Here is a 17,063-nt window from a genome sequence, read left to right as displayed (position 1 = left end):
CTTTTCTGCCGCCGTTTTTTTGCCATAATCCCTGCGCCAACATAAAGGAGAAGGCTTTAATGATGAAAATGACCCTGCGAAAAACGGCGCTGATGGCGGCGGCAGTAATCCCGATGATCGCGTTTAGCGCGATGTCTTATGCGCAAACGGCCACAAAAATGACGTCGGTTCAGCAGCAACTCGCTGCACTGGAAAAAGACAGCGGTGGCCGTCTTGGCGTAATGCTGATTGATACCGCCGACAATTCACATATCGCCTACCGCGCTGATGAGCGTTTTGCGATGTGCAGCACCAGTAAATTTATGGCGGCGTCGGCCATTCTTAAGCAGAGCGAAACGCATAAAGACTTGCTGGCGCAGCCGGTGAGCATCAAAAAATCGGATCTGGTGAATTACAATCCGATTGCCGAAAAACACGTTAACGGCACGATGACTCTCGGCGAACTGGCGGCCGCCGCGTTGCAGTACAGCGATAATGTCGGGATGAATAAACTGATCGAACACCTTGGCGGCCCGCAAAAAGTGACGGAATACGCGCGCACGTTGGGGGATAATACCTTCCGTCTGGATCGTACCGAACCGACGCTGAACACCGCCATTCCCGGCGACGAACGTGATACCTCTACACCACGCGCGATGGCGCTCAGCCTGCAAAAAAATGCGCTGGGTGACGGACTGGCAAAACCGCAACAGGCGCAACTGGTGGCGTGGATGAAGGGCAATACGACCGGCGCGATGAGCATCCGCGCAGGGCTTCCGGCTCAGTGGATTGTGGGTGATAAAACCGGCAGTGGCGACTACGGCACCACCAACGACATTGCGGTTATCTGGCCTGAAAACCATGCGCCGCTGATTCTGGTGACCTATTTCACGCAGCCGCAGCAGGATGCAAAATCCCGCCGTGACGTTCTGGCTTCTGCCGCGAAAATCGTCACGCAGGGCTACTGATTTTCCCTTTCTGTGACGCCTTTCAGCACGTCACTTTTATGAAAGCCCGGCGGAAAACTTTCCGCCGTTTTCAGACTTTTAAGACGCTTCCCCTTACTGCCGTACTTCCCCGCTTTGTTATTGTTTTCCTGTAAAACACACTCATTTCTTGAAAGGGAGTTTTCATATGGCCGGTTTTCTGACATCTAAAAAGGGGATTGTCGCGGATAAGCTCAATCGCTTGTTCAGTTCCCGTGGGATCCGCGATGCGTTATTGGATTAATAATCCTGTAATCACGAAATCCTGTGATTTTATAATTATGAATACAGCAGACGCTTAACGTGGAACAGAGCATAGCCGCTGGGGCTTAATCAGATTAGAGGGGGAAATCAGCGCGCTATTATGAATTGAATTCATGAATCGGGGATGTTTCGGATTTAATACGCTGAAGAAAAATAAAGTACAACGTCGCGAATGAGATAGGCTATTTTTCTTAGTTCTCCGGGGATTTATCACAATAAGAGAAGAGCGCTGAACATGACCAAAACTTTTTCGCCTTCCGCGCAGGCGCTGATGATGTCGTTACTGACAGGGCAAGCGGTTCACTGGCAGCGGGCGTGGGCTACGCAGCCTTTTGCCGCGCAAGCCTGGCGGACGGTCAGCACCATGATGTTTTCCAAAATTCTCGAACCGGTCTGGTGGTGTTGCCGTTGCCCGGACCCGGTGGTGACCGTCAGAAAAAATACCGTCTACTGGCTGGCGTATCTGGTGCAGGAACCCGGCCCGGCGTCGGAAAAACTGTGGGTGGATGCGGTGAAAGCCCGCTACCAGATGCAGACGAACAGTGCGCTTGGCCATGACGCCGATGCATTTTTGCTGCAAGTTTTTCAGGATTACGTCGTGCTTTACGATCTGTACCGCAAAGGCAAAGATCAAACGTCAAATGGCTAGCAATACTGTGAGTCTGTTTTGGAAAGCCTCTTTCTGATAAAGGCCGATGTAATAATTGTCCGAATTATTCCGATAATAACCTGCCGTTATATCGGTGTAATATATTTCAAAATTTATATTCGGCTACTATTCAGCCATTTACTGTCCGGGCGTTTATTATCGGCATTCACGCAACGTCCGGCAGGCTATAATAGCCATGTTGTTCTGGAATCGGCTGTCCGGCTTCTGCTCCGGTGCGTAGTCACGTCCGGCCAGCGCGGACAAATCGTGACTTAAGGGCGATTTTGTTCCCGTGGTTTCACGCGTTTACCCTTTGTATATCGGACAGGATGTGCTTTTTAGTGCTTTATTAATGACCGTGTAACGGAGTTAAGTCAGCATGATCGTTCACTAAATCAGCAACATATTGATTCCTTTAAAAAAGAATAAACAATTCTATACAAAATAAATTATTGAGGTACAGAGTAAAAAGCCATATATTGGCCGCGTTTTTCTCATGGTACTTACCTTTTAAATACATTTATTCAATTGCAGCGTTCCATAACCTGCGGTTGTAGGAGAGATATGATGACGGATAAAGTCCGTATTGACAGTTTAGGTGCGAATTCATTAAACGGAAACAATGAAACCTATTTGGCGAGACAAGCTGAATTTGAATCGAATGTCAGGAGCTATCCGCGCAAGTTGCCGTTAGCAATTGCGAAGGCCAATGGCGTGTGGATCACCGATGTTGAGAATAATCAATATCTTGATTGCCTTGCCGGTGCCGGTACGCTGGCTCTTGGACATAATCATCCGGACGTGCTGCAAAGCATCCAAAATGTCATTACCAGCGGCTTGCCGTTACATACACTGGATCTGACAACACCGTTGAAAGATCAGTTCTCAGAATATCTGCTTTCTTTATTGCCGCAACAGGGCAAAGAGTATTGCCTGCAGTTCACCGGCCCGTCCGGCGCGGATGCGGTAGAAGCAGCGATGAAACTGGCTAAAAAAGTCACTGGCCGTTCTGGCATCATCAGCTTCTCCGGCGGTTATCACGGTATGACGCACGCCACGCTGGCGGTAACCGGTAACCTGTCTCCGAAAGAAGCGGTTAACGGCATGATGCCGGAAGTGCAGTTTATGCCTTACCCGCACCAGTACCGTTGCCCGCTGGGCATTGGCGGTGACGCTGGCGTTAAAGCATTAACCTATTACTTCGAAAACCTGATCAACGACGTGGAAAGCGGCGTGCGCAAACCTGCGGCCGTTATTCTCGAAGCCGTTCAGGGCGAAGGCGGCGTGAACCCGGCGCCGGCTGAGTGGTTGCAACGCATTCGTAAAGTGACTCAGGAACACGGCATTTTGCTGATCCTCGACGAAGTTCAGGCTGGCTTCTGCCGTACCGGCAAACAGTTCGCCTTCGAGCACGCGGGTATCGAGCCGGATATCATCGTGATGTCTAAAGCGGTCGGCGGCGGTCTGCCACTGGCGGTTCTGGGTATCAAAAAACAGTTTGATGCCTGGGCACCAGGTCACCACACCGGTACGTTCCGTGGTAACCAGCTGGCAATGGCCACCGGCCTGACGACGCTGAAAATCTTGAAAGACCAAAAGATTGCAGAAAAAGTCGCCGCACAGGGTGAATGGCTGAAAGGCAAACTGGCTGACCTGCAAAAACGTTACCCGGTCATCGGTCATGTACGCGGGCTGGGCTTAATGATCGGTATCGAGATCGTCAAACCCAACGAAGCGCAGGATCACATGGGTTGTTACCCGGCTGATGGCGATTTGTCTGCACTGTTGCAGAAAAAATGCTTCGAAGCGGGTCTGATCCTGGAGCGCGGCGGCCGTAACGGCTGCGTGCTGCGCCTGTTGCCTTCCCTGCTGATCACCAACGATGAGCTGGGTATTTTCCTCGATAAGTTTGAGCAGGCGCTTCTGGCGGCTGGCATCAAACCTGTCTGAGCGGAGTAAGAGATTCTGATGTCCGAGTTAAACCCAATTCTGGCAGGCTCAGCGCAAAGCACTGAAGCCTACCAGCAGGCCATTGCACAAAGCAGCGCTGCTGTTGTGCAATGGTTGCAACAACCTGAGATGTATCAGGGTAAAAGTGTTGCCGAACTGCGTGAGCGTATTACGTTGGATTTCAATCCTCAGGGCCTGGGCAACCAGGCGGCGATTGAACGTGCGATTGAATATTTCCTGAAAGACAGCCTGTCGGTGCATCACCCGCAGTGCGTGGCGCATTTGCATTGCCCGAGTCTGGTGATCAGCCAGGCGGCGGAAGTGCTGATTAACGCCACTAACCAGAGCATGGATTCCTGGGACCAAAGCCCGTCAGCGACCATCATTGAGATGAAGCTGATTGAATGGCTGCGTACTCAGGTCGGTTATCAGGCAGGCGACGCGGGCGTGTTCACCAGCGGCGGCACCCAGAGCAATCTGATGGGGCTGATGCTGGCGCGTGATGCGTTCTTCGCCCGTCAGGGACACTCCATCCAGCAGGATGGTCTGACCGGTAATCTGCGTAAAATTAAAGTGTTATGTTCTGAAAACGCGCACTTCTCTGTGCAGAAGAACATGGCATTGCTGGGCCTCGGCTATCAGTCTGTGACGCTTGTGAAAACCGATGAATTCGCCCGTATGGATTTCAACGATTTACGCGAGAAAGTGGCACAGGCTCAGGCCAACGGCGAGCAGATCCTGGCGATCGTCGCAACGGCCGGTACCACCGACGCCGGTGCTATCGACCCGCTGCGTAAAATTGCTGAACTGGCCGCAGAGCACCAGATTTGGGTGCACGTTGACGCGGCGTGGGGCGGTGCGTTGCTGCTGTCTGAGAAATATCGTCATTATCTCGACGGTATTGAGCTGGTGGATTCCATTACGTTGGACTTCCACAAACAGTTCTTCCAGACCATCAGCTGCGGCGCGTTCCTGCTCAAAGAAGAGCGTCACTACGAGCTGATGCGCTATCAGGCGGCTTACCTGAACTCTGAGTTCGACGAAGCGGCTGGTGTGCCAAATCTGGTGTCTAAATCGCTGCAAACCACCCGCCGTTTCGATGCACTGAAACTGTGGATGGGTCTGGAAGCGTTGGGCCAGAAACAGTATGCCGAAATCATCGACCACGGTGTGACGCTGGCACAAGACGTTGCGCAGTTCGTGACTTCTGAAGCCTCGCTTGAACTGGTGATGAAGCCTCAGCTGGCGAGCGTGTTGTTCCGTTATCGTCCACAGCAACTGGCGACCGCCAGCGATGCGGCCATTGCGCTGCTGAACCAGAAAATCGGCGATGCGCTGCTGGATTCGGGCCGTGCCAACGTGGGCGTGACCGAGCATAACGGCGTAACCTGTCTGAAACTGACGCTGCTGAACCCGACCGTGACGCTGGAGGATGTTAAAGTCCTGCTGGCGCTGGTTGAGAAAACCGCACAGCAACTGCTGAACCAGTAAGTTTTCTAAACCAGGTTTTGACTCAGAACGCAGCAAAAAGCCGGTAACACTTTTCAGGTGTTACCGGCTTTTTTTTAGGTTCATCGCGCTTTAGCGAGAACAAATAGAAAACGGCAATGAAAGCCTTTAGTTTTATGTTCGCGAAAACGTAAACCAAGACATTCACTGCCGCTGATATGAATGCTAACCTGACTTCTCTTTCAGATCGATGACGCCTTGCTGAAAAGCTGCGGCGCAAAAGGCGTGATCAGAAAAGGCAAAGGCGCTCATGAGAATGCCCGCACAGATTATCCGATATACGGTAAGGCGGTGGCAGACGCGGTGGTTTCCGGTGAGGCTGATTTAGGGATTTTATTTTGCGGTTCCGGCATTGGTATTTCCACTGCGGCGAATAAAGTTCATGGAATACGCGCCGTGGTTTGCAGCGAACCGTATTCGGCGAAATTATCCCGCGAGCATAACAACACTAATATTCTTTCCTTCGGTTCACGCGTGATTGGGGCACCGCAGGATTATTCCGCAAAGACATACCTTATAAGGACGCGATGACGGTACTTAAAGAGCAGATCGCGCTGGCTAAAGGCACTGGAGACGTGGGTTAGCGGATGACAATAAAAAGCCATTCTGTACAAGGACGAGTTGGACAGAATGGCTGATGTTTGTCACTCCCGTTGTTACGGCCAGCCCTATATTCCGTTGAGCTTTTCCATCACTTCGTCAGACAATTCCAACTGAGCACTCGCCAGATTTTCCTGTAAATGCTGCGGCGACGACGTGCCGGGGATCAGCAAAATATTTGGAGAGCGTTTGAGCAGCCAGGCCAGCGCGACCTGCATCGGCGTCGCCTGTAATGTGGCCGCTACGTCATCGAGCAACGTGGATTGCAACGGCGAAAAACCGCCCAGCGGGAAGAAGGGCACATACGCGATGCCCTGTTCGGACAGTGCATCAACCAGTGCATCGTCGTGCCGGTTCGCCAGGTTATACATGTTCTGCACGCAGGCTATCTTCGTCAGTTTCTGCGCATCGGCGACCTGTTTTGCTGTAACGTTGCTCAGGCCAATATGACGAATTAATCCGCGTTCTTTCAGCCTGATCAGCGCTTTCAGTTGCGGTTCCAGCGAACCTTCTTTCGGCTTGTAGACATCGAGCATACTGCGCAGATTTACCACGTCCATCGCCTCCAGCCCCAGGTTTTGCAGGTTATCTTCCACCGCCTGCGTCAGTTCCTGCGGGCTGAAGGCCGGTAGCCATCCGCCTTTTGCATCGCGGCTCGCGCCAACTTTGGTCACAATGCACAGGTTATCAGGGTAGGGATGCAGCGCTTTTTTGATCAGCCTGTTGGTTTCATGCGGGCCGTAAAAATCGCTGGTATCGATATGATTCACGCCGCTGGCGAGGGCGTCGCGCAACACCTGAATACCCCGTGCTTCATCTTTCACCGGGCCAAAAACGCCTGGCCCCGCCAGTTGCATAGCGCCGTAACCTAAGCGTCCCACTTCGTGATCGCCGAGGCGATAAGTCATTGAAGGCTGTGACATGGAATTCTCCTCTGTGAGTGTGCATTAATTGTAACGGGGCGCTGGTTGTGCAACTATCCGGTAAAATCAGGACAAACTGTACGAGGTTACGCACAATGTCGATTGATATTGCCCTGTTGCATGCCGTAGTTGAAGTCGCGAAGGCCGGTGGATTTCGTGAGGCGGCGCGCGTCACCGGCAGTAATGCGTCGCGGCTCAGTGACGCGGTGCGCCGCGCCGAGCAGCAGCTCGGCATCCGGCTTTTTCACCGGACGACCCGCACAGTGGTGCTGACCGAAGCCGGCAGGGCGCTGATGGAGCGTTTACAGCCCGCCATGAATGAGGTGAACGCCGCGCTCGATGCGCTCAATCGTTATCGTAATACGCCTGGCGGCACGCTGCGTCTGAACGTGCCGGTCAGCGCAACGCGGCTGGTTTTACCTGCGCTGGTGCCGGAGTTTCTCAGGCGTTATCCGGATATTCAGCTGGAAATCATCGCAGAAAGTAATGTGCAGGATGTGTTTCGTGACGGCTGCGATGCCGGTATTCGCTACGACGAGCGTCTTGAGCAGGACATGGTGGCGCTGCCTATCGGGCCGCGCCGTCAGCGTTATACGGCGGCGGCGTCCCCTGCGTACCTCGACGTGCACGGCAGGCCTGAGCATCCGCGGGAGCTGATTGAGCATCGCTGTCTGCGTGGCCGTTATGCCAGCGGCAATATGCCTGACTGGGCGTTTGAGCGTGACGGCGAAAACCTCAGCGTGCAGGTGAATGGTCCGCTGGTGGTCAGTGTCGGCGGCACGGTGGATCTGGCCGTGGAAGCCGCAATAGCGGGGGCGGGGATCATCTATCTGTTCGAAAACTGGCTGGCGCCGGCCATCGTCAGCGGCAAACTGGAAGCCATCTTACAGCCGTGGTGGCTGTCATTTTCAGGCCCGTATCTTTATTACAACGATCGCCGCCTGATCCCCGCGCCTTTGCAGGCGTTTATCGATTTTGTCCGCGAAGACAATCTGAACCGCGCGTCGGCCGGTTAAAACCCGAATTCGCTCAGGCCGGGATGATCGTCGGGTCTGCGGCCTGGCGGCCAGTGGCCCGGTACTGTCCAGCCCCCCCGAGTACTTCCATCGTTAAGCAGGCCAGCCAGTCCGGCAAGCTCGTGCTGTCTTTTGGCCCGTCAAAAGACATCGCCCTGTCAGAAGAAATCGCCAAAAAAATTCTTCTCAGCGAGATCAACACGATAGTCATGCGTGAGGCGTCAGGTCAGTGTATCGGCGCGGGCAGGCATTGATCTGAGCTCCTGATTAACTATACTGTACATAAACACAGTATTGTTGCAGGAACCCACCCATGATGCTTTACAAAATCGCCGCACGGCAGCAAAAAACAGATATTCCTTTGTATTTAAACCCTATTGCTGCGGGCTTTCCCAGCCCGGCGGCGGATTATGTTGAGAAAGGCATCGATCTGGTGGCGCACCTGATTGCCCATCCTTCTTCTACGTATGTGCTTAAAGTCTCCGGCGATTCCATGCGGGATGCGGCGATTATTGATGGCTCCCTGTTGCTGGTCGATTTCAGCCTGAAGCCTGGCCACAATGACATCGTGGTCGCCAGCCTGGACGGGGAGTTTACGGTTAAACGGCTGATGCTCCACCCGCATCCTCATTTGCGGGCGGAAAACCCGGCCTATGCGCCCATTCCCCTTAATGCAGAAAGAGAAGTCGAGATCGTCGGCGTTGTGACCACCGTTATCAGCACGATGCATCGAAATGTACGCGCTCGCTGATGTGAACTCGTTCTACGCAAGTTGCGAAGTTGCCTGGCGTCCGGATCTGCAAGGCAAACCTGTCGTGGTGCTTTCCAATAATGACGGCTGCGTGATAGCGCTTTCGGCGGAAGCGAAGAAGCTTAAAATTAAAATGGGCGCGCCGTACTTCAAACAAAAAGCCCTTTTTCAGCAGCACGGCGTAGTTGTTTTTAGCAGCAACTACGAACTTTAGTAAGTTAAGTGGAATGCAACATCACATGACCTAAACTGTATAAGTTAATTCAGAGAGGTATATGCTATGACTGAAAATCCACATATTCTGACTTGCATACTCCTGGTTGAAAAATGGCTAGGTCTTCTTTGCGACATTGGGCACGCCAGTGCCACCATCAAAGCATATCGAAGAGCAATGCATCATTATCTCCGCCACTGCGCAGAGCAGGAGGTTGAGCCAACTACCGCAAACTTTGAAGATATTTCTGGCTACATACGCTTACAGTTACCCGGAATGGAAAATGCTGTTGCCAATTCAACACTGCAATTGCGGATTTCCGCTATTCGCCTTTGGTATGATTATCTTGGCTACTATAATTTGTCTCAAAATAATCCTGTATTACGAGCAGTCTCTGCGAGCCCCATTTACAGCGGGCGCGGGCTGATTCCGCGACAGGTCAGAATGCCTAGAATACCCGATGATAGTATGTGGCTGACATTGCTTACTTTTGTCGCCAAAGCTCCTGTCCGGGATCGGCTCATGCTCGCCTTTGCCTATTATGGAGCGTTACGACGCAACGAAGTCAGCCAGCTCTGTATTGAGGATCTTGACGTCGGTCATCGTCTAATTCATATCCGCGCTGAAAATACTAAAAATAGACGCGAACGTGTTGTCTGTTACAACCCCGAAATAACACCAGTGCTCATTGCCCATCTAACCACTTTACGCATGCAAGGTTATTCTGGTGGAGCCATTTTCCGCTCTTTCTCCGACCGAAATTATGGTCAGCCATTAACCTACTGGAGCTGGAGTAAAATTGTTAGAAAATGGGCAAAAACCGTTAATATACCACTGCTTTCGACTCATACTTTCCGCCATCTGCGGTTAACCCATTTAGCCAGAGCAGGATGGAAGTTACATGAGCTTTCTGCTTATGCAGGGCACCGAGATCCCCGCACCACGCAGGTTTATTTACACTTGTCCGGTGCAGATCTTGCACTGAAAATGACAGGAGCTATTGCTGACCTTGACAACAAACTGGCAAAGCTCGTCTTCAGTTCAGGAGATATAGAATGAAACCTGAAAATAAAACGGGTTTAACCTATTCCCCCTTTGATAAGAGTCAATATCGGCTCTCAGATACACTGACAGAAGAAGAGAGAGTACATATCAGTAATTCGCGACAAAGGACAAAATACCAAAATATTCTCCACCCCGTCCCGGATTTAGTTAAGCCTCTAAAAGATATAGCCAGACGGAGTGGTGCCAGTTCCGCGGTTGAAAAATCGTTAATTCAGGTTATTCTGGCGGAAACATTTGCGCAGGATTTGCCCTGCTGGAAATGGCCTAAAGAGGTCTGGCTGTCACTTTTTGACAAACCTCAAATTCGGGCACCTCTTCTTGCCGCTTTTGCCTGTCATCTCGGATCTTTAGACAAACTGCCGAGACTCTATGAAAATCGCCAGCCAGCTTTATACGCGCAGGCAATTTTTGGGAAAGCTTTCTTCCATCAAGAATTAAATCGTTTGCTTGAGGTACTGGTCTCTCTCGGATATTCACGCCGTAGTCAGGAAATGTTTCTGTCAGCCGTACTGGGTATGCTTATGCTGGAGAATGGCGATCCCCGACTGGAAACCTTCTCCGAGAATTTACTGAAACGTGGCCAGCAGCAACGAAGTGAAGGGATTGCCAGAGCCGTAGGTAAAGTTTCTCATGGGCTGGCCGCTTTAGGTATTCTTTCACGTCCTATACGCATGCGGGGTTACCTTGGCTGGCGTGAAAAATCAACCGAAGGAATTGCTCCCGAATGGGTTCACTGGTGCAAAAAATGGCGTGAAACATCAGTGTTACAGCCTAGAACACGCGAATCGATTTACAGCTTCATTTTAAGGACTGGACTCTGGTTGACACGGGAACATCCTGAGATAAAGCAACCATCCGACTGGAATATTGGTACCTGTGCTGACTTCATCGCGGCCTTAGGCAGATTAAACGTTGATGAACTTTCATTAACCTCTGCCCCAAAAGGTAGGGAGGCAGCGCGCTCAGGGCTGCCGTTTATGAGTTCGACACGAAACGCTTTTCTATATTCACTTCGACGATTCTTTCTTGATTACGAATTTTGGGATTGGGGGAAACTAAAGTTCAGTCCGTTGAGACACCTTGCCAGGCCAAGAGCTCCGAGTTTTAGCAATGATGTTAACCCTCGGGTTATTGATGATCCCGTTTGGTTAAAATTAACATGGGCCAGCATGAACTTACGTAGGGAAGACATGTTAACTGAAATTCACTATCCTCTTTCTATGATGAAGGCTATGGCGGTTATTTGGACGCATGCGGGATTGCGCAGCAATGAAATCATTCGCCTGGCGACTAGTTGTATTCGGGATCAGTCAGAGGAAATTATCCAGGACGATAATTCAGTCATTCCTCCAGGTACACTTTGCTATCTTGAAGTCCCTACCGGGAAAACTTCCACCTCTTTCGTGAAACCAGTCGCTGCAATTATAAAAAAATATATTGATGAATGGTTACAAGAAAGGCCAGAAGAACAGGCTGCGCTGACTGATGAAAGAACTGGTGAAAAAGTAAACTTCCTATTTCAGTACCGGGGAAAGCCAGTAAGTCGTACTTTCATCAACGAAACTATTATTCCGATGCTTTGCATTCGTGCAAATATGCCGCTTCATGACAGTAAAGGTAAGATCACTAGTCATCGTGGACGCGCATCGGCATTAACAGCGCTAGCGAGCGTATCACAAGGGATGTCAATTTTTGAGCTGATGCAATGGGCCGGACATTCCTCTCCTAAATCAGCAATGCATTACATCCGCATTCGCCCAACGAAACTGGCAGCTTCTTTTATCAAAGCCGATAAAATCTCACATATGGTCAGCGTCCTAGTAGATATGGACATCATATCATTGGGGGAAAGCGGTCCCCAATTATACTATGATCTTGGTAATTCGTACTGCACGAATCCTTTCTGGAGTAACTGCCCTCACAGGATGGTATGTGTTGGTTGTGATTTTAATTTGCCTAAGAGTAGTTCTCACGCACAGGCGTTAGAGAGTAAATCGTCTGTAAAACGTTTTATGGAAGAAATACCGCTGACTCAAGATGAAAAAACAATTATTGAAGGAGATATTGAAAAAATAAATGCATTTATTAAGAAAATAGAAAAAATACCCGCTCTGGATGGAAAGAAATATCCAACCACTATTTCTCCTAAGAAATGACGTGAATGTATGTATCAGCATTAGTTTGTTAGATTGACTGTTTTTAATAAAATAATTTATCACAGTGAAATGCATTTCAGGGAAACACTAATATAACTAAAGTACTGACAGACACTACGTCACTCATCATGGCGGATGCGACGACTACACGAAGCCAGAATATATTATAGCTGAGATTTAAATAACGGAATTTATCGGCACCGACAGTGTTCAACGAGGCTATTTCAGTCAACTGACGTATTTTATAAACGGAGTCGACGGCACAGTCATTTAGGAGGGGGTATCCTGCATGCCCTTTGAAAAGACCATATCGTGAGGACGGGAATGTCTCTTGTTGCGGCTTAGTTCAGAAGTGCCGAGGCTCGAAATGAGGCGGAGTCCGTAGGTCGACGGCGGTACAGAAGTAGTTTTTTTAGACCATGGGGGATAGCACAGAACCCCTGCCTGAACTTGGTACCAGTTCGACGTATAGAGATTTTCGTCCGATGATGACAGCAAGCATTGGCCGCTTGTCCAGACGATTCTCAGATAAGCAGTTCCACTCTGATCTATCGAGACCAGAAGGACGGGGATGATCTTCCGGATGGGTGTGCCATTCACCAAGATAACGGATAATTCCTTTACTCGCCGTCCATCGAGACAGAGCAATAGCATCGTGACCAAATGGCATCCGCTCGAAAAGGTTACGAAACCGCTTGTCCCATTCAGTGGGGAAAGTAGCTTGCTCGATAAGCATATGGTTTCCATGAACTGAACCCAATAGAAGCCCGCCAGCTTCGCAGTCTGCGTCGCTGTTCTGGATATGCTGATAGAATGTTCCTAACGCTGCTGTCGAAAAATACAGCAGCGTTCTTTTGTCATGGGTCGCCCATGAGTTTAAAAATTGCATAGAGGGCACTCCGGATCATGAAATGGATCGCAATCGGGCGTGGCAAGCTGCTCTGTCTGATCGATCAATCTGGTGCGCAATGCAGGAGAATAAGTGCCATTAACCCAATCAAGCGCCATTTCAGTTCCCAAACTTGCAGCATGCACAGAGACCGAAGCGGGGAACGGAACATATAGGCCCTCACATCCATGACCCGCCAAGATGACAGGAAGAGGATCAACCGTGGAGCGCAGTTCGCCTTTCCCATTGCTATGCCAAAGACATCGGTAGCAGGCACCTGATGTAGTTGTTCTCAGGAGAGCACGTACAGCCGTTCCCGGACCTTCAATCCAGATCGAAAGCATGGGCGTCGGATGTGGATAGTGACCGCAGAGCCAATGCCCTAGAGATTCTTCCCCAGTTGCATCTATGAGCAGATCTAGCTTTCCCAGTTGGGCTTGCCTGACATCCACGGGGAGCGCGCGAATCTCTGCGCCTGGCGCCAAGCGCCTAAGTTCCTTCGACATCGCCTCGGCTTTGTTCGATAGAAGATCAGGAAATCCCAGTCGATGACGACCGATGTTTTGCGGGAGAAGGCAGTCGAAATCTACTAGGGTAAGCTTCCCGCCGAATGTCCCCGCACCTGCCTTGACAAGCATGTCGGCCAGATAGCCACCGATCGTTCCGCATCCAACGACAGCGATGTTCTTACCTGCCAGAGTCTGGGAGTTCGGAATGTTCCTCTGGGCAAGATAGCCATCATCGATTCTGACCACGGAGATGGGCATCACCTTCAGTCGATAGCTCAAATCCCTACGATCTACGAGCCTGCCCTTTCTGGCCAAATGTTGACGGTCATAGAAAACCGCAAAACCATACGTCATCAGCGGAGATTCAATGAAAATCAAGCAGCCGTTGGCTTTTCCCCTTTCTCCTTCCTTAATACGCTCGTGAATCTTGCGCCGACACTGAGGGTCAAGAGTACTCTGCCATTCCAAGATATCTCCAACTGTTTCAGGTGGCCAATGGCTGGTCAGAGGACGCGGTTGAGTTTTTGTCTTTACCCGATAGGTCAGTACCGTACTATCGGTGACTTGGTAGCCCAGAGACTTCAGTTTCTCAGTTGTTCGACCCTCGTTATCGGTAACGAAGTACAACGAGCTTCCATTTGCCTGCGCGACTATGCAGTTCTGTCGCCCTAGGTCTTTACCCTGCATGTCTACGAAGCAAAACAAGCCATGCCAATAGGCGAAGAATTCTTCCGCAAGATCTTCAATCAACTCCCTCTTCAATATCTGTCCTAGCACAATGGCTGCGCGATCCAAGCATGCCAGCGACTGTCCTACAGGGTCGTAAATGTCTAGCACGACCATGCCTTTGGCAATATAGCAAAGCCCACCATCTGCACCGAGATGAGGAATCGCTGCGGGCAGCTCTGGTGGGATTTCCAGCAGCCGGATGCGAGGCAAGTCGAAGAACGAGGGGTCGAGTTGAAGTTCGCACAAACATCCCTTGTCTGCTTGGGGTGGAGTCAACCGCCCGCGCAACCTGAACCAGCCGTCATCCGCCTTGCCAACAAACGCGAAGCCTCTCTGCTCGAAGACCTCGATAACATCTGCAACAACAACTGTACTTTTCATCCTGCCTTTGTTCGCCCAATAAGTTCGCTCGGACCGGCAGCGGCGGGAGCCGCTGCAATGGTGGCCGCGACGGATACGATTTTGACCCGATCAGGTTCATTTGGAAAGCGCGGGCCAAATGAGTCCTGCATCCAAATGCATGCCTGTGAAGGACTGCCAGCATCAGTCGCTCCGCGAAGAACCGTTTCAAACTCTTCGAACGCCTTTGCAGCCTCTTCAACACCGGCTTTACCCAGGCGCGCAGTGAGCGACTCAGCTTCTTCCACCGGATTGTTTACACCGGCACGCAACCGCGTCGGCAGTGCAGCAACAACATCTAGCAAGGCGAGATCGTCACGTCGATCACGTTTCTCAAATAATGGGGCAGCAGCAGCCATCAACAAGATCGAGGTAGGACCACCGCTGGGCCACCGCCAGTCGCGGAACGCCTTCAAGTAACGAACTACCCTGCGTAACTGCTCCCCCTTTGCCTCCACTTCGCCCAAGAACCACTCCTTAACAGGCCTGGGATCAGAGGCCATCCAGTTGTGCTCGCGGTGAGCCAGTAGCACTTTATCAGCGGGCAACGCCGTCCAAACATCCCGCTCTGCAATGTTTACTGCTTCCGTCAGCGAGTCATAACCATAGCTATCCATCGAGGCTTTCACGAGGGTGACAAACTCCTCATCGGGGATGGCATATAGTGGGATGTCAATGTGGGCATAGGCTCCAATGACAATCCGAATGCAAGTCAGTTTGTCAGTGACGAGCGCCCATCGATTTTTATCAACTAGCGGCCTCAAGGCTTCTTCTGCAGCGGTAAAGAACACCGTCGCAGCGGTACTGGGACGCTTTGTTTGCGAGACAAAACTCAATGGCAAATAGCAACCATCATCGACATCCGCCTGTTGGGGTCGTTGTGCCGGAGAGTTCAATGTCTTGTATGCCCACGAGCCTTGAGTGAAGAAGCGTGGTTGAGGCACGTCTTCTGTGTAGCCGAGTTCATTTAGCACGCGCGGAATGCCGGTTCGCAGGCAGTTCCTGACATCCTTGCGGGCACTGGCGATCCAATCCCGTTGATCTGGCAACAAATCCAGTTCATCGTGCATGCAGGATTCGTCATCAACTGTGGTAAAAAAAAGTGGGCTCAGGTTCAGCATGTAGTCTCCGATGCGTTCTTGTTAGGGCCGTGATAGAAGATGGGTACGCCGGCCTGATGCGTTCGAAATGGTTTAAAGAGTGGATCGCCGAGAGCACGCTGCGCCGCGTGGTTACCTCGATCCTTAAGCGTATTGGTAGTACCGATTGACACCCGATCCAGCGCTTTAACATCTTTACTCTGATCAGGTGTTGCTTTATCGTCGATCTGGAAATATTTGTTTCCCAACGACTGTCGCAGCATATAGTCCACAGACGACTCCTGAGCAGAAATCACCAAGTCAAATAGCCCCCCGCGCCACTTGCCGAATCCGCGATCAAGGCTGGCATCGCCACGGATGGTCGCACCGATCGTCATCGTGCCAATGGAGAGAACTCGAATTAGAGCATCCTGATTCGGTGCCAGGAACGTATTGACTTCATGTAACCCAAACAGACCAGGAGCGTTGCCGACCAACCCCCATCTGCGAAGACACCGCGGTTATTGCGGGCCAACGGAAAATAGACGGGTGCAGCTGCGGTCGCCAATGCCACATCAACGATCCTCATGTGATGATCTAACTCGAAGGAAGGATGGTGAGGTGTCTTGAAAAATTGTCCGCGCCCCGTTGAGTAGTTGACTGCTGGTACGAGAACTCGGTGCTTCAGGTTACCGATCGTGATGTCTTGAAAACGCTCTGTAAGCACTTCTTGCAATCCCTTCGAATCATGCTTCGCGTTCAGCCAGAACCCCAGAAGTCGCCTTGAAAGGCTGCGGCAACCAAAGATGCGATTGCCTTCGTCTTCAAACATTGCTTTGAGTTCTTGAGCCGGTATTTCTGCAGCTAGCCCCAAAGCGAGCATCCCTCCTGCAGATGTACCGCAAATAAGATCGAAGTGCGAAGCTATAGGGCGGCCTAGCACGATTTCGAGTTCGGCAAGAACCGTAGCCGTATAAAGGCCTCGATAGCCACCACCCGAAAGGGCGAGCACATGATAAGTGGGGATGTTTGCCATAGCACTTCAGCCTCTAGGGGGAAGAAATCGTTACCGTAACTGTCCTTGTCACGAATACGACCATCTGGACGGTGGATGACGAGCTCGGACTTCTGGTTGCGGGCAGTGTTCCGTCCTGAATCTATTGCTTCCTGCTGCGTGGCATGTACAGATGTCGCCCGTTGATTGCCAGCGCCTTTGACGGCCCAACCATCTTGGTGAGGAACAACATGCTGATTTTTTCTGGCCATGATAACTATCTCCTATAGCGAAAGCATGGAAGTCACAGCCAGTCAGCCGGGTTGTCAATGACCGCTCGCTGTAGCACAATACGTTGTTCACATAGACAACGGGGAGATCAAGCTAATACTAGCGAATAAT

General features: G+C 51.1%; 14 protein-coding genes and 3 pseudogenes. 10 read left to right on the top strand and 7 right to left on the bottom strand.

What is annotated here, in order from left to right:
- The first annotated feature begins 59 nt into the window (after nt 1–59).
- The 5 genes and pseudogenes from blaRAHN to ACM5QY_RS24415 form a co-directional block, all read left to right on the top strand.
- Nucleotides 60–947 (top strand): RAHN family extended-spectrum class A beta-lactamase, encoded by an 888-nt coding sequence (gene blaRAHN / locus ACM5QY_RS24435; RefSeq protein ID WP_416123240.1) that lies wholly within the window; start codon nt 60–62, stop codon nt 945–947.
- Between the two features lie 517 nt (nt 948–1,464).
- Nucleotides 1,465–1,878: a hypothetical protein gene (locus tag ACM5QY_RS24430; protein ID WP_416123239.1), complete on the top strand. Its 414-nt coding sequence runs from the start codon at nt 1,465–1,467 to the stop codon at nt 1,876–1,878.
- A 564-nt stretch (nt 1,879–2,442) separates the two neighbouring features.
- Nucleotides 2,443–3,828 carry a diaminobutyrate--2-oxoglutarate transaminase gene (locus tag ACM5QY_RS24425; RefSeq protein ID WP_416123238.1) on the top strand — a complete coding sequence of 462 codons (1,386 nt, stop codon included), beginning with the start codon at nt 2,443–2,445 and terminating at the stop codon, nt 3,826–3,828.
- Nucleotides 3,829–3,846: 18 nt separating this feature from the next.
- Nucleotides 3,847–5,319: a pyridoxal phosphate-dependent decarboxylase family protein gene (locus tag ACM5QY_RS24420; RefSeq protein ID WP_416123237.1), complete on the top strand. Its 1,473-nt coding sequence runs from the start codon at nt 3,847–3,849 to the stop codon at nt 5,317–5,319.
- 255 nt (nt 5,320–5,574) lie between these two features.
- A pseudogene (locus ACM5QY_RS24415) lies at nt 5,575–5,820 on the top strand (RpiB/LacA/LacB family sugar-phosphate isomerase); the annotation flags it as partial.
- A 185-nt stretch (nt 5,821–6,005) separates the two neighbouring features.
- Here ACM5QY_RS24415 and ACM5QY_RS24410 read toward each other — a convergent pair.
- The gene (locus ACM5QY_RS24410) at nt 6,006–6,860 is read right to left on the bottom strand and encodes an aldo/keto reductase family oxidoreductase (protein WP_416123236.1); all 855 of its coding nucleotides are present in this window, start codon (nt 6,858–6,860) and stop codon (nt 6,006–6,008) included.
- 95 nt (nt 6,861–6,955) lie between these two features.
- Between ACM5QY_RS24410 and ACM5QY_RS24405 the strand changes: the two genes are divergently transcribed.
- The 5 genes and pseudogenes from ACM5QY_RS24405 to ACM5QY_RS24385 all read left to right on the top strand — a co-directional run bounded on the left by ACM5QY_RS24405 (nt 6,956) and on the right by ACM5QY_RS24385 (nt 12,062).
- Nucleotides 6,956–7,876, top strand: a complete 921-nt coding sequence (locus ACM5QY_RS24405; RefSeq protein WP_416123235.1) for a LysR substrate-binding domain-containing protein — start codon at nt 6,956–6,958, stop codon at nt 7,874–7,876.
- Nucleotides 7,877–8,189: 313 nt separating this feature from the next.
- Nucleotides 8,190–8,627, top strand: coding sequence for a translesion error-prone DNA polymerase V autoproteolytic subunit (gene umuD, locus ACM5QY_RS24400; RefSeq protein ID WP_416123234.1), 438 nt, complete (start codon nt 8,190–8,192; stop codon nt 8,625–8,627).
- A pseudogene (locus tag ACM5QY_RS24395) lies at nt 8,611–8,838 on the top strand (Y-family DNA polymerase); the annotation flags it as partial. The gene umuD and the pseudogene ACM5QY_RS24395, both read left to right, overlap by 17 nt.
- Nucleotides 8,839–8,907: 69 nt before the next feature.
- Nucleotides 8,908–9,900: a tyrosine-type recombinase/integrase gene (locus ACM5QY_RS24390; RefSeq protein ID WP_416123233.1), complete on the top strand. Its 993-nt coding sequence runs from the start codon at nt 8,908–8,910 to the stop codon at nt 9,898–9,900.
- Entirely contained in the window at nt 9,897–12,062 is a 2,166-nt protein-coding gene (locus ACM5QY_RS24385) for a tyrosine-type recombinase/integrase (RefSeq protein WP_416123232.1), read from the top strand. Before ACM5QY_RS24390 ends, ACM5QY_RS24385 begins: the two co-directional genes overlap by 4 nt.
- Nucleotides 12,063–12,474: 412 nt before the next feature.
- Here ACM5QY_RS24385 and ACM5QY_RS24380 read toward each other — a convergent pair whose 3' ends face one another.
- The 6 genes and pseudogenes from ACM5QY_RS24380 to ACM5QY_RS24355 all read right to left on the bottom strand — a co-directional run.
- On the bottom strand, nt 12,475–12,951 hold the full coding sequence (locus tag ACM5QY_RS24380; protein ID WP_416123231.1) for a Mov34/MPN/PAD-1 family protein: 477 nt from the start codon (nt 12,949–12,951) through the stop codon (nt 12,475–12,477).
- The gene (locus ACM5QY_RS24375; RefSeq protein ID WP_416123230.1) at nt 12,939–14,570 is read right to left on the bottom strand and encodes a ThiF family adenylyltransferase; all 1,632 of its coding nucleotides are present in this window, start codon (nt 14,568–14,570) and stop codon (nt 12,939–12,941) included. Before ACM5QY_RS24375 ends, ACM5QY_RS24380 begins: the two co-directional genes overlap by 13 nt.
- Nucleotides 14,567–15,709, bottom strand: coding sequence for a CBASS cGAMP synthase (locus ACM5QY_RS24370; RefSeq protein WP_416123229.1), 1,143 nt, complete (start codon nt 15,707–15,709; stop codon nt 14,567–14,569). The genes ACM5QY_RS24375 and ACM5QY_RS24370 overlap by 4 nt, the downstream gene beginning before the upstream one ends.
- Nucleotides 15,703–16,065, bottom strand: a complete 363-nt coding sequence (locus ACM5QY_RS24365; protein ID WP_416123228.1) for a patatin-like phospholipase domain-containing protein — start codon at nt 16,063–16,065, stop codon at nt 15,703–15,705. Before ACM5QY_RS24365 ends, ACM5QY_RS24370 begins: the two co-directional genes overlap by 7 nt.
- A 23-nt stretch (nt 16,066–16,088) precedes the next feature.
- A complete protein-coding gene (locus ACM5QY_RS24360) occupies nt 16,089–16,703 on the bottom strand; it encodes a CBASS cGAMP-activated phospholipase (protein WP_416123227.1) in 615 nt (204 codons plus the stop codon).
- Between the two features lie 17 nt (nt 16,704–16,720).
- Nucleotides 16,721–16,933: pseudogene (locus tag ACM5QY_RS24355) on the bottom strand (DUF2188 domain-containing protein); the annotation flags it as partial.
- Nucleotides 16,934–17,063 lie beyond the last annotated feature (130 nt).

It is taken from the genome of Rahnella sp. PCH160 (genome assembly GCF_047784855.1).
In the GTDB taxonomy this organism is placed as follows: Bacteria; Pseudomonadota; Gammaproteobacteria; order Enterobacterales; family Enterobacteriaceae; genus Rahnella.
The sequence above is the reverse complement of the archived record's forward strand: the minus strand, read 5'-3'. Positions and strand labels throughout refer to the sequence as shown.